The organism is Parvibaculum sp. (genome assembly GCF_019635935.1).
Classification (GTDB): domain Bacteria; phylum Pseudomonadota; class Alphaproteobacteria; order Parvibaculales; family Parvibaculaceae; genus Parvibaculum.
Genome location: NZ_JAHBYN010000001.1, coordinates 2,685,766 through 2,699,335, shown reverse-complemented (window position 1 = coordinate 2,699,335; position 13,570 = coordinate 2,685,766). Strand labels below are relative to the sequence as shown.

Here is a 13,570-nt window from a genome sequence, read left to right as displayed (position 1 = left end):
TGAGATAAGAGGTTTTCTGCGCTTTCAACGAACATTTGCCACGCATTGTTGCGTTGCTTGCGTTTGAAGAGATTTCATAAATTTCACGAAATTATGTAAGATGACTTCATAAATCTATGAAATGCACAGGACGGAACAATGCCCAGAGGCAACAAGCGTCCGGAGCCCGGGCGCGAGGGAACGGCGCCCATCTCCAGCGCGAATTTTCTTACCAACCCGCCGCTGCCGGAATTGCTGGACCTCGTCGAGCAGCTTCGTTTCTCTCCCCAGGAAGGTCGCATCTGGTTGAGCGACCAGCGGATGATACTCGTGCACAACGAGGTTTTCGGTGCGCTCCGCCATGAGTTGATCGAGACCCTCGGAATTGAAGCTGCCCGGGGCCTCATAACTCGCATGGGGTACCTCGCAGGCTCGCGAGACGCGGCTCTCGCCCGAACCATGCGGCCTACGCATTCGCCTTTCGATACCTTCATGGTCGGACCGCAACTTCACGCGCTCGAAGGCTTCGTTGTCGCCGACATCCTCGAATTCGCGATGGATAGCGAAACAGGTCTCCATTACAGCGAATTTGTTTGGAAGGACTCAGCGGAGGCAGATGCACATATCGCCATTCACGGTATCGGTTCGGTTCCCGCTTGCTGGAGAGAGGTAGGATATGCTTCGGGTTATGCGAGTTCTTTCATGGGAAAACGCATTCTGGTGCGAGAGGTCGAGTGCCGCGCCATGGGACATACACACTGCCGCGGTTTCGCAAAATCCGCTGAAGATTGGGACAATCCGGAACTCGACCTCAAATATCTGACCGCTCAGCCGGTTGAAAGGCGATCATCGAGCTTCGCCGTGAGCATTCCGCGCGTGAGGCCGACTGGTCAACAAACAAAGATCGACAAGAATATCGGCCAGGTCGATGCCGACAAACCCGTAGGCGCCTCGGTCGCGTTCAACACAACGCTGCACAAGATCAATCGCGTCGCATCCACCCGCGCGAGCGTTCTCCTTCTGGGAGAAAGTGGCGTCGGAAAGAGCTTGCTCGCCCAAGAGGTTCACAAACGCAGCCCGCGCTCTCAAAAACCCTTCATACAGATCAACTGCGCGGCAATTCCCGAACAGCTGATCGAAGCTGAATTGTTCGGCGTCGAGCGCGGTGCCTATACCGGCGCATCGGAAACAAGGTTTGGGCGTTTCGAAGTGGCCGATGGCGGTACGCTCTTCCTCGACGAAGTGGCCGCGCTCACGCCTATCGCCCAGGGAAAACTGCTTCGCGTGTTGCAGACAGGCGAAATGGAACATCTCGGCAGCAACAAGACCCGCACGGTCGATGTGCGCATTCTCGCCGCCACCAACGAAAATTTGAGTGATGCCATCAGGCAGGGACGTTTCCGCGAGGATCTCTTTTATCGCTTGAATGTATTTCCAATCGTTATTCCGCCGCTCCGGGAAAGACAGGACGATATCCCCGTCCTACTCGAGTACAGCCTACATAAGTTCTCGAAGCGTCACGGCCGCGCTGTCGTTGGCGTCACGGACCGGGCGCTTCAGGCAATTCTCAACCACCCGTGGCCCGGCAATATCCGCGAGCTGGAAAATGTCATCGAGCGTGGTCTTATTCTCGCCGAGGAAGGACAGCCGCTGGACATCTATCACCTGTTCACCATCCACGACGACTTCAAAACCGAAAATGCAATCACATCCAATGCTCAAGGATTGGCAATGCTGAAGTCCGAGCCGCTGGACGCAAGCGAGCTTTTTGCCGACAATGTAGACATCGACGGCTGGGCTGCGCGAATGCTACGAGACGGCGTTGCACTTTTCGATGTCGAAAATGCGCTGGTGCGAGCGGCCGTTGAGAAAACCGGTGGCAATGTCTCCAGAGCTGCTTCTCTACTTGGAATCACGCGCTCGCAACTTGATTATCGGATCAAGAAGCTTAGCGATTGAGGTTTGCGCTTCGAAGAGCTTCTCCCGGCTTCAGAAATTCGAATCGCTCTATCCACCTGCTCAATCCGCGTATTTGACGTTCAATCTCAGCTTTTTGCTTTATCAACTCATTCGATTTCTTTCGGCATTCCTGTAAGACAACAGATAGCCGTTCATGCTTGGCCGACCGTTCACAGAGATCGAGAAGCGTCCTTATCTCATTCAGAAGAAAACCCGCCTCTTTGGCGTGAAGCGCGAAGCGAAGGCGCTGCAGGCTATTTCCGTCGTAGTAGCGTCTTCCCCCATGCTTTTCCCCACCGATTATTCCCTTTTCCTCATAAAAACGGACTGTTCTTTCCGTCTTTCCGACGGCAAGCGCCATTTCCCGCACGGTGAAAGAGTTTTGGCTGTTCGGAAGCATTATAGGACCTCGGATTTATTCCGCTGAGGTGGCAGATCGGTACATATGCCTTCATAGACCTCCGCTGCCATACCGATCGTTTCACCCAGAGTTGGATGAGGATGTACGGTTTTGCCTATGTCGATTGCGTCGGCGCCCATCTCTATCGCCAGAACAATTTCACCCAGCATGTCGCCGGCATGGGGTCCGACGATGCCTCCACCGACCAGACGTCCGCTCTCCTTGCCGAAAATCAGCTTGGTGACCCCGTCATCGCAACCGTTCACAATCGCCCGGCCTGATGCGGCCCAAGGGAACCTGCCGACGCTGATCGCGATGTTTTGCTTCATCGCATCATCTTCGGTCAGCCCCACCCATGCTAATTCAGGATCTGTGTAAGCGACGCTCGGGATTGCGCGGGTGTCGAAGAAACTCTCGCGGCCAGCTGCCACTTCAGCGGCAACATGCGCTTGATGCACGGCCTTATGGGCGAGCATCGGCGTATCAGCGACATCGCCCACCGCGAAAATGTGCGGAACATTGGTGCGCATCTGCCTATCCACCGGGATGAAGCCCTTGTCCGATAAGACCACTCCTGCTTTGTCTGCACCGATCCGGTCGCCATTTGGAACGCGGCCCATAGATTCCAGAACGAGGTCATATCGCTCAGGCTCGGTTGGTGCCGCGTCACCCGCAAAGCTCACCCAGATGCCATCCGGCTTCGCCGTCGCCGAGATAGCTTTCGTTCGAAGCATGATCCGATCGAAACGATGGGTGTTTCTCTTCTCCCATATCTTCACGAGATCCCTGTCGGGCCCTTGCATCAAGCCGTCAAGCGCCTCGACAACGTCGATGCGGGCGCCGAGAGCTGAATAGATGGTCGCCATTTCGAGACCGACAATGCCGCCACCGATCACCAACATGCGCGCTGGCACTTCACGCAAAGCCAGCGCGCCCGTCGAGGAAACGATGCGGGGATCATCCGGCAGGAAAGGCAGCCGCACCGCTCGCGACCCGACGGCAATTATGCAATGCTTGAAACATACCGTTCTTTTCTCGGCCACTTCCGCAGCTCGGTCACCAGCGGTCAGCGCAACCTCCAGATGATAAGCATCGACAAAGACGCCGACGCCACGCACAACATCGACTTTGCGCGAGCGGGCCATGCCGGCAAGGCCACCGGTGAGCTTTCCGACAACCTTGTCCCTCCAATTTCGAAGCTTGCCAAGATCAACCTGCGGCCTTCCAAATGCAAAGCCGTGTGACGCAAGCGCTGCGGTTCCTTCGGCGACGGCGGCGACATGCAGCAAGGCCTTAGACGGAATGCAACCGACGTTCAGGCAAACACCGCCCAGCGTCGAATAGCGCTCGACCAGCACCACCCTCAATCCGAGGTCAGCGGCGCGGAAGGCAGCCGAATAGCCGCCGGGACCAGCGCCGAGTACAACCAGATCGCATTCCATATCGCTCATAACCTGCGCGCTCACAGAAGAATGCGGCGGAAATCGCCGAGCAAGCCAACGAGGTGATGAAGGAAGCGCCCTGCTGCGGCGCCATCAACCACGCGATGATCCCAGGACAGGCTCAATGGAAGAACGAGCCGAGGACGGAACTCGCTGCCGTTCCAGAGAGGCTTCATCTCCGCCTTGGCAGCGCCGAGAATTGCCACCTCCGGCGCGTTGACAATGGGGGTGAAGCCCGTTCCGCCAATGCCGCCCAACGAAGAAATGGAAAAGCAACCGCCTTGCATATCGGTGGCCTTCAGTTTCCCGTCGCGCGCGCCACGCGCCAGCGCTGCCATTTCGGACGCGATTTCGAGAACACCTTTTTTATCCGCATCTCTGATCACCGGCACGACGAGACCGTTAGGCGTATCCGCCGCAAAACCCATGTGGTAATAGCGCTTGAGCACAAGTTCCTCGCCTTCAAGCGAAGAGTTAAACTCAGGAAATGCCTTGAGCGTCGACACGGCTGCTTTGATCAGGAAGGCCAGCATCGTGACCTTGATCCCGGCGTCGGCATTCTCCTTGTTGACCTTCAGACGGAATGTCTCGAGATCGGTGACATCCGCTTCATCAAAGTTTGTCACATGCGGGATCATCACCCAGTTGCGGGCGAGATTTGGGCCGGAAATCTTGCGCAGACGGGACAGAGGCATACGTTCGACGTCGCCGAATTTCGCGAAGTCGATCTGCGGCCAAGGCAAAAGGTCGAGGCCTCCCCCCCCGCCGGCTTCAGTGTCGTGCCGCATGTGCTGTTTGACATGGACCAACACGTCTTCGCGTTGAATGCGTCCCTTTGGACCTGTGCCGATAACCCGGTCGATATCGACGCCAAGTTCACGGGCAAAACGGCGCAGGGAGGGACTTGCATGGGCCGGTAGATGTATTTCAGGCGGCGGCGCTGGTGTGGGCACGGGGGCCGGAGCTGAAAGAACTTGCGATGTCGCTGGAGACAAGAGTGGAGGCTCCGCAATCACTTTCTCGACCGTGACGACCGGTGTGGCCTCATCTATCTCCTCGACTATCGCAATGAGTGTTCCCTCGCTGACCTTTGCGCCAATAGCGACCATTAGCTCTTTCACCGTGCCAGCGAACGGCGCAGGTACTTCCATCGTCGCCTTGTCGCTTTCAAGCGTCATCAAGGGGTCGTCAACTTTCACGATATCGCCGGGCTTCACCAGAATTTCGATCACCGGGATGTTCTTGAAATCGCCGACATCTGGAACCGTCACCTCTCTTGTCGTGCTCATCTTGCAATTCCATTCAGCAGACACCGGATATTCACTATGGCTTCCAGATCAAACTGTCCATGGCGCGGGAGAATCGGGATCGATTCCGTAACGCCGGATGGCTGTGGCTAGTGCTTTCTGCGGAAGTGTGCCTTCCTGCACCAGCGCTTGCAGGGCGGCCAGCACCACGTGATGGCGATCCACTTCAAAAAAGCCCCGCAAGGCGGTGCGCGTGTCGCTGCGCCCAAAGCCGTCGGTGCCGAGCGTCACGTAGCGCCCCTCGAGATAGGTGGCGACAAGCTGGGGATAGGCGCGAATGTAATCTGTCGCAGCCACAACCGGCGCTTCGCCTGCGAGGCATGTTTCAAGATGGCTACGATGCGGCTTGTCATTCGGATGCAGCCGGTTCCAGCGTTCGGAGTCGCGCGCGTCACGGGCAAGCTCGCTGAAGCTTGTCACGCTCCAGATCTCGCTTTCGATCTGCCAGTCCTCCGCAAGTAGCTCCGCTGCTGCGATCACTTCCATCAGTATGGCGCCGGACCCAAGCAGACGCACCTTGGCCTTTGACTGGGGTACCTTCCGACTACCGAAGCGATACATACCTTTTATGATGTCGCTCGCGACGCCCTCAGGCAGCGAGGGCTGAGCATAGTTCTCGTTCATCAAGGTGACGTAGTAGAAAACGTCTTCTTGCCCCTCCAACATTTGCCTCATGCCGTGGTCCATGATGACGGCGAGTTCGCAGGCGAAAGCCGGGTCATAGGCGCGGCAGTTAGGAATACCCGCGGCCGCCATATGGCTGTGTCCATCCTGATGCTGAAGACCTTCGCCACTCAGCGTCGTGCGTCCAGCGGTGGCACCAAACAGGAAGCCGCGCGCTCGTTGATCCGCTGCCGCCCAGATCAGATCGCCGACACGCTGAAATCCGAACATCGAATAATAGATATAGAAGGGCAGCATTGGCAGACCATGCACGCTGTAGGAAGTCGCGGCAGCCACCCATGACGAGATGGCGCCAGCCTCGGTAATGCCCTCTTCCAGAATCTGACCGTCTTTCGCCTCCCTGTAGTAGAGCATCGAACCAGCATCTTCCGGCTCATAGAGCTGTCCGACTGGCGAATAGATACCGACCTGACGGAAGAGGTTCGCCATGCCGAAGGTGCGCGCTTCGTCGGCGACGATCGGTACGACGCGCGGGCCCAGTACCCTGTCTTTCAATAGACCGCCGAGCATGCGCACGGCCGCCATCGTGGTCGACATTTCCTTCCCGTCAGCCTGCAATGCAAATTGCGCATAGTCGGAGAGGGGTGGCACCGGCAGCGGTTCCGCCTTGCGACGTCGTACGGGCAAATTGCCACCAAGCACGGAACGGCGGCGGCGCAGATAGATAAGTTCTGGACTGTCCTCGGCAGGTTTGTAGAAACGCAAATGCGCGAGGTCGTCATCGCTTAGCGGTAGACGGAAGCGATCACGGAAAATTTTCAATCCGTCGATATCGAGCTTCTTCGTCTGATGCGCGGTCATGCGTGATTCGCCTGCACCCCCCATGCCGTAACCTTTTTTGGTCTTGGCGAGAATGACCGTCGGCCCACCGCGATGATCGCGCGCGGCGGCGAAGGCCGCATGCAACTTGCGCATGTCGTGGCCGCCGCGTTTTAACGCATCCACTTCCGCATCCGTCATATGCGCGGCGAGCGCGCGCAGTTCCGGATCTTCATTGAAGAAATTCTTCAGGTTATAAGCACCGTCTTTCGCGCCAAGGGTCTGGTACTTGCCGTCCACGGTCGACGCAAAGCGGCGCAACAAGGCGTTGCTGGCATCGCGCGAGAAGAGCGCGTCCCAGTCCGATCCCCATAACACCTTGATTACATTCCAGCCCGCACCTGTGAACAGGGATTCGAGTTCCTGGATGATCTGTCCGTTGCCTCGCACGGGGCCGTCGAGGCGCTGAAGATTGCAGTTGATAATGAAGGTAAGGTTATCGAGTTTCTCTCGTGCGGCAAGCGTCAGCGCACCAATCGATTCCGGTTCGTCCATCTCACCATCACCGAATGTTCCCCAAACGTGACGCCGGTCCGTGGCAGTGAGATTTCTGTCTTCCAGATAACGCATGAAGCGCGCCTGATAGATGGCGCTGATCGGACCGAGGCCCATCGATCCCGTAGGAAATTGCCAAAAATCCGACATCAGCCATGGATGCGGATAAGAAGCAAGACCTTCGCCACGCGTTTCCCGCCGGTAGTTGGCGAGAAGCTCTTCGCTCAAGCGGCCTTCCAGAAAGGCGCGGGCGTAGATGCCTGGCGCCGAATGAGGCTGGAAATAAACGAGGTCCGCTCCCTGCTCTGCCTCATCTCCGCGAAAGAAATGGTTGAAACCCACTTCGAATATTTCGGCAGCCGACGCATAGCTCGCAATATGACCGCCGAGTTCGCCATAGGCCTGGTTCGCCCGAGCCACCATGGCAAGTGCGTTCCAGCGAATGATGCCGATGATGCGCTCTTCCAGATCGAGGTCACCCGGATAAGAGCCCTGTTTATTCAGTGGAATGGTGTTCCGATAGGCCGAGTAAGGCTGCCCGTAGCCCGCGATGCCGAGATTACGCGCTTCATCTTCGAGCTGCTGCAGCAGGAAACGCCCTCGCTCTTCGCCGCCGGCGCGGATAACGGCTTGCAGCGCCTCCCGCCACTCCTTTGTTTCCAAAGGATCTGCATCGGGCACCGTCGTATAGACGGTGGGGAAGACAGACTTCTCACCCATGCTGCATTCTCACCACTACCCGTTCAGTTGTGTAAGTTCGGCGAGGATTGCGTCGCCCATCTGTACGGTGCCTACCTTTGTCATGCCCGCCTGCATGATGTCGCCGGTGCGCAGACCCTTTGCCAGCGTAGCGTCGACGGCCTTTTCCAGAAGATCGGCGCATTGACCACGCTCAAATGTGTAGCGCAAGGCCATTGCAAAGGAGAGGATCGAGGCAATTGGGTTCGCTATCCCTTTTCCCGCTATGTCGGGGGCGGTTCCATGCACTGGCTCATACATCGCCCTCGCCCTGCCGCTCGAGTCCTTCGCACCGAGAGAGGCCGACGGCAGCATGCCGAGTGAGCCCGTCAGCATCGATGCGACGTCGGACAGCATGTCGCCAAAAAGATTGTCGGTGACGATGACGTCGAATTGCTTGGGGTCGCGGACAAGCTGCATACAGCAATTGTCGGCGAGCATGTGTTCGAGCTTGACATCCGGATAGCGCTCGGCACGCAGTCTGGAAACGTCCTCATACCAAAGTACGCCCGTCCGCATTACATTGCGTTTTTCGACCGAAGTAACGTGACCACTACGCTTTCGAGCGAGTTCGAAAGCAACCTCGGCGATGCGGCGGATTTCGCTGGTCGTATAGACCTGCGTGTCAACACCGCGACGTTCGCCGTTCCCTATGTCTTCGATCATTTTCGGCTCACCGAAATAAACGCCGCCTGTAAGCTCCCGCACAATCATGATGTCTAGACCTTCAACCAGCTCGCGCTTCAACGATGAGGCGTCGGCGAGCGCCGCAAAACAAAGTGCGGGACGCAGGTTTGCGAAGAGTTCGAGATCCTTACGCAGACGGAGAAGAGCTGCTTCCGGGCGCACTTCATAGGGAACATGGTCCCATTGAGGCCCACCGACCGCGCCAAGGAACACGGCATCGGCTTTCATAGCCTTTTCCATCGTCGTATCAGTTATGGCGACGCCATGTACGTCGTAGCAGCAGCCTCCGGCGAGCTCGTGTTCCAGGCTCACGGAGAAATCACGGTGCTTGGCAAACCAGCCAATAACGCGCTCAACCTGGCCCATCACTTCCGGACCAATACCGTCGCCGGCGACAATCAAGATTTTCTTTGTGCTCATTTTCTCTTCTTCGGTTCACCGTCCTCCGAGACACCGTTTCGCGGCTCCCCCGGATGAGGACTTCAGCAGAATTATCTCATGCTGCGGAGCGCGAGCTTGTCACGCGTCTCAAAAGCACGAACTCAAAGCCAGGGCTGTTTCATCTTGTGGCGGAACTCATAGTCGGAAATCTTGTCTTCCTTCTTCAGCGTCAAACCCACGCCGTCCAAGCCTTCGAGCAAGCAATGCTTGCGGAAGGGATCAATGTCGAAGGCGATGACGCCACCATCCGGCCTACGAATTTCCTGGGCTGAAAGGTCGATGGCGACGATGGCGTTCTGACCACGCTCGGCATCGTCCATCAGCTTGTCGACTTCCGACTGTGGCAACATGATCGGCAGAATGCCGTTCTGGAAGCAGTTGTTGTAGAAGATGTCGGCAAAGCTCGGTGCGATGACGCAGCGAATGCCGAAATCCAGGAGTGCCCAGGGCGCATGTTCGCGCGACGAGCCACATCCGAAGTTGTCACCGGTGACGAGAATTTTCGCATGACGATAAGCGGGCTTGTTCAATACGAAATCCGGCTTCTCCTTGCCCTTGTCGTCGTAACGCATATCGAGAAACAGGCTTTTCCCGAGGCCCGTGCGCTTGATCGTTTTCATGAATTGCTTCGGAATGAGCATGTCGGTATCGACATTGATCATTGGCAGCGGCGCCGCAACCCCCATCAGCTTGTTGAACCTGTCCATCGTTTCAATCCATCTCCCTGACGTCGATGAAATGACCCGCAATCGCCGCCGCGACTGCCATTTCGGGCGAAACGAGATGCGTACGACCGCCGCGACCCTGACGGCCTTCGAAATTGCGGTTGGACGTGGAGGCACAGCGTTCGCCGGGCTGGAGCTTGTCGGCATTCATGGCAAGGCACATCGAGCAGCCGGGTTCACGCCATTCGAAACCTGCTTCGATGAACACCTTGTCGAGACCTTCGGCTTCAGCCTGCGCCTTCACAAGACCTGAACCTGGCACGACCATCGCATTGACGGTGGAAGCAACATGACGGCCCTTGGCGATGGCGGCGGCGGCGCGCAGATCCTCGATGCGGCCATTGGTGCAGGAACCGATGAAAACGCGGTCGATCTTCACATCCGTGATCGGCGTGCCTGCCGTGAGGCCCATGTAAATCAGCGAGCGCTCAAGCGCATGCCTCTTGCCCTCGTCGGCGACTAGCGCCGGATCGGGGATGCGGTCGGTGATCTTGATGACGTTTTCGGGGCTCGTGCCCCAGGTAATCATCGGCGGGAGGTTCGCGATGTCGATGATCACCTCGCGGTCGAAATGCGAGCCTTCGTCCGACGGCAACGTCTTCCAATATGAAACGGCGGCTTCCCAGGCTGGACCCTTCGGCGCACGGGGACGGCCCATCACATAGGCGAAGGTCTTCTCATCGGGCGCGATGAGGCCCGCACGCGCACCGCCTTCGATGGTCATGTTGCAAACGGTCATACGGCCTTCCATCGACAGATCGCGGATCGCCTCGCCGGCATACTCGATGACATAGCCGGTGCCGCCCGCTGTACCGATATGGCCGATGACAGCAAGCGCGATGTCCTTGGCGGTGAAGCTCTTGGGTGCCTTGCCGACGACGTTGATGCGTAGGTTCTTCGCCTTGGACTGGATCAGCGTCTGGGTCGCCAGCACATGCTCAACTTCCGACGTGCCGATGCCGTGGGCCAGCGCGCCGAATGCGCCATGTGTGGACGTATGGCTATCGCCGCAGACGATAGTGGTGCCGGGCAGCGTGAAGCCCTGCTCCGGTCCGACGATATGGACGATGCCCTGACGGATGTCGCTCATCGGCAGATACTGGATGCCGAAGGCTTTCGTATTGTCTTCGAGCGTCTGGACCTGAATGTGACTCTCGGGGTCGGCGATGCCTTTCGAGCGGTCGGTCGTCGGCACGTTGTGATCAGCCACGGCGAGCGTCTTTTCCGGTGCGCGAACCGGGCGCTTGCTCATGCGCAAACCCTCGAAAGCCTGCGGACTCGTGACCTCATGCACGAGATGCCGGTCGATATAGAGGAGGCCGGTGCCGTCCTCGTTCAGCTCGACCAGATGCGCATCCCATATTTTGTCGTACATGGTTCGGGGTTTCGAACCGGACGGGACGCCATACCTGATTTCAGACGGAGAACATTTGCTCAAGATGTCAACAACCCCTTGCGCATGCTCCAGTCGTAAACAGCATCGATGCACTGCTTCAGCAAATCGGGCTGACCGACGTAGTAATGTGTGGCGCCTTTGATTATCAGATATTCCCTGTCGGACGTTCCGAGAGCGTCGCGGACCGCCGCGTTGTGGCTTGCCGGCACTGCATCGTCGGCGGAATTCTCGATTTGAAAGACCGGTGTTTTGCGAATGCGCGGCGCTGTTTTCGGAACAGTGACGTTCGAGCAGTTGTAGCTCCATTGGCTGAGCCACGATCTGAGACTTGCATATCTCGCCAATCCCGCCGGGATCACATTCGCCATGCGCGGCTCGCCGAGATAGGACCAGTTGGGCTTTCGGTCGTTAGGCTCTATCGTAGAGTCAATCCAGCGCGGATCGCACATCGTGCGATAAACAACGAAGCCGCGCTCGACTTCAGCAGATCGAGTCTTCCTGAATTTCTCGAGCTGTTCCTGGCATCGGGCCGTGATGCGGTGGTTGCGCGCGATCTGCGCCTCCCGAAACCGCGCGATGAAAGCCGCATCAAAGGGAGGTTTGTGCGGGCAGTCCTCGTCGTAAATGCTCAGCTCAAGATCGCGGTCATCAGGATCGAGTTCGTTGCGGATGGAGGGGTCTAGAAATTCCGTGAGTAGTTCTGCGCGCGATTTATGCGCCGCGATGAAGATCACGCCGTCGGCCGGTATCAATCCCGCATCGACCAGGTTCACCGGATCTCCCGCAGGCGTGTGAGTGATCGTTGGATGTTCAGCTTCGGCTTGATAGAAGAGAGACAGCGATCCGCCACCGGACCAGCCAACAAGAATTACACGCTCATAACCGCAGGATTCCTTCGCCCAGCGAATCCAGACGCCCAGATCGATCGCCACCTTCTCCATGATGAGGGCGCTGTCCTGCTTGGGATAGCGGCTCGCGGCGCAGATCACATGCATGCCAGCGCTGGCTAAAGCTTGCGGCATGGGAAGTAACTGAAGCGTCGAACTTGGATGCATGAATATGTAGACGGTCTTCGACGGCTTTCCAACCGGAACCAGACGTTGGCCTTCCAGAACTGTGACGCCCTGACTACCCGCAAAACCATAGACTTCATTGAAAGCAGACTGCTCAGCAAACTGAAGGATGGCCGGAAGGCGCGTAAATCGGGTTTCGTTGTTGCGTACAACGTCTTCTATCTTCACGGTGTTCTCCGAAAAGCGAACTAGATGGCGGCTCGATCCGCTCTGCAATCGAACTCTGCTGCCGGCCACTTTTCGGTCGTGCACCCTCGATGCACAAGCTCTATAAAGGCGCTATCTTCTATCGCTTTTTGATATAGCGTCGCGGCGCGTTCAACCGATCATGGATCTTTGGAAATGAGCGAAGCTGAATGGCGACCGTTCTATCTGCTATCTCCATTCCCTATTTGACCGCGCTATTCCGCCGCGTAACCTTCGATGAAAAATTTCTCAGACCGCGATTGAACCGGCGACCGCCGCGGCGACGGTCCTATCGACGAACTTTCAAGACATTCAGTTGGAGGCTTTCATGCTTTACCTCGAAATCTCGCGCTATATCAGGTCGCTGGAAGAGATCGACGCCCGTCTTGCTTCGCATCGCGAATGGCTCCGCCGCAATATCGCACTGGGCCATATTCTGATCGCAGGCCGCCGTACGCCACGCGTAGGCGGTGTCATCATCTTCAAGGCTCAAACGGAAGCAGAGGCGCGTTCGATCGCCGAGAGTGATCCCTTCGTCATCGCGGGCGTGGCCGAATTCGATCTCGTCGCCTGGGATCCGACCATACGCTCCGCCGAGGCGCCTGAGAGCTGGGGTCCCGAGGCGCTGGTCATCACCTCGGCCTCGTCATAGTCATGATTGACAATCCGCATCTTGCCTTCAGCCATGTTGGCGCCTTTGTTCACGATATGGTGCGGATGGAGGATTTTTATGCGCGCGTCCTTGGTTTTTTCATTACCGACAGAGGCGTCGTCAACGAAATGCGGTGAGTGGCTTTGCTCAACCGCGATCCTCGGGAGCATCACCGGATCGTAATCGCCTCTGGTCGACCGGCGGCGCCCGGCTTCAATGTCATCAACCAACTTTCCTTTCGTCTTCGCCGGCTAACCGATCTTCGTTACTATCATCGGCTGCTCGCCGACGAACCCATATCGGAGATGCATACCGTCACGCACGGCATTACGTGATCGATCTATTTTCGCGATCCCGAAGGGAATCGCATTGAAATGTTCTGCGATACCTCCTGGTACATCCCCCAATCCTTGCTCGAACCTCTCGATTTCAGTCTCACTGACGAGGAAATCACAACGCGCACGGCAGCGCGATGCCTGCGGATGCCCGGTTTTAAAAGCCACGAGGATTGGCACCGGGATTTCGTAGGTCGCCTGCCGAATAGCTGAACCTCATATCAGTCGGCCGGCATCTTTCACAGAAACGAC

The 13,570-nt window shown here is 57.3% G+C and carries 12 protein-coding genes; 4 read left to right on the top strand and 8 right to left on the bottom strand.

The features are described from left to right. Positions 1-138 precede the first annotated feature (138 nt). Positions 139-1,938, top strand: a complete 1,800-nt coding sequence (locus tag KF719_RS13295) for a sigma-54-dependent Fis family transcriptional regulator (RefSeq protein WP_293509186.1) — start codon at positions 139-141, stop codon at positions 1,936-1,938. Here KF719_RS13295 and KF719_RS13290 read toward each other — a convergent pair. The 8 genes from KF719_RS13290 to KF719_RS13255 all read right to left on the bottom strand — a co-directional run bounded on the left by KF719_RS13290 (position 1,928) and on the right by KF719_RS13255 (position 12,313). Beyond that, entirely contained in the window at positions 1,928-2,338 is a 411-nt protein-coding gene (locus KF719_RS13290; RefSeq protein ID WP_293509185.1) for a MerR family transcriptional regulator, read from the bottom strand. The two genes, KF719_RS13295 and KF719_RS13290, sit on opposite strands and share 11 nt — an antisense overlap. Then, a complete protein-coding gene (lpdA, locus tag KF719_RS13285; protein WP_293509184.1) occupies positions 2,338-3,789 on the bottom strand; it encodes a dihydrolipoyl dehydrogenase in 1,452 nt (483 codons plus the stop codon). The genes KF719_RS13290 and lpdA overlap by 1 nt, the downstream gene beginning before the upstream one ends. A gap of 11 nt (positions 3,790-3,800) precedes the next feature. Further along, the gene (aceF, locus tag KF719_RS13280; RefSeq protein ID WP_293509183.1) at positions 3,801-5,069 is read right to left on the bottom strand and encodes a dihydrolipoyllysine-residue acetyltransferase; all 1,269 of its coding nucleotides are present in this window, start codon (positions 5,067-5,069) and stop codon (positions 3,801-3,803) included. Between the two features lie 48 nt (positions 5,070-5,117). After that, positions 5,118-7,805 carry an alpha-ketoglutarate dehydrogenase gene (mdeB, locus tag KF719_RS13275; RefSeq protein ID WP_293509182.1) on the bottom strand — a complete coding sequence of 896 codons (2,688 nt, stop codon included), beginning with the start codon at positions 7,803-7,805 and terminating at the stop codon, positions 5,118-5,120. A gap of 15 nt (positions 7,806-7,820) precedes the next feature. Beyond that, positions 7,821-8,930 (bottom strand): 3-isopropylmalate dehydrogenase, encoded by a 1,110-nt coding sequence (gene leuB / locus KF719_RS13270; protein ID WP_293509181.1) that lies wholly within the window; start codon positions 8,928-8,930, stop codon positions 7,821-7,823. Positions 8,931-9,052: 122 nt separating this feature from the next. Beyond that, the gene (gene leuD, locus KF719_RS13265; RefSeq protein WP_293509180.1) at positions 9,053-9,658 is read right to left on the bottom strand and encodes a 3-isopropylmalate dehydratase small subunit; all 606 of its coding nucleotides are present in this window, start codon (positions 9,656-9,658) and stop codon (positions 9,053-9,055) included. 4 nt (positions 9,659-9,662) lie between these two features. Continuing rightward, complete coding sequence (gene leuC / locus KF719_RS13260; RefSeq protein ID WP_293509179.1) at positions 9,663-11,051, bottom strand: 3-isopropylmalate dehydratase large subunit; 1,389 nt, start codon at positions 11,049-11,051, stop codon at positions 9,663-9,665. Positions 11,052-11,110: 59 nt separating this feature from the next. Further along, positions 11,111-12,313: an alpha/beta hydrolase gene (locus tag KF719_RS13255; protein WP_293509178.1), complete on the bottom strand. Its 1,203-nt coding sequence runs from the start codon at positions 12,311-12,313 to the stop codon at positions 11,111-11,113. Positions 12,314-12,659: 346 nt separating this feature from the next. On the opposite strand from KF719_RS13255, the gene KF719_RS13250 reads away from it, so the two are divergent. From KF719_RS13250 to KF719_RS13245, 3 genes are read left to right on the top strand one after another with little or no spacing between them, the layout of a single operon-like run. Continuing rightward, a complete protein-coding gene (locus tag KF719_RS13250) occupies positions 12,660-12,983 on the top strand; it encodes a YciI family protein (RefSeq protein WP_293509177.1) in 324 nt (107 codons plus the stop codon). A gap of 2 nt (positions 12,984-12,985) precedes the next feature. Continuing rightward, a complete protein-coding gene (locus tag KF719_RS18155) occupies positions 12,986-13,120 on the top strand; it encodes a VOC family protein (RefSeq protein WP_363318019.1) in 135 nt (44 codons plus the stop codon). After that, positions 13,121-13,318 (top strand): hypothetical protein, encoded by a 198-nt coding sequence (locus KF719_RS13245; protein WP_293509176.1) that lies wholly within the window; start codon positions 13,121-13,123, stop codon positions 13,316-13,318. Positions 13,319-13,570: the final 252 nt, after the last annotated feature.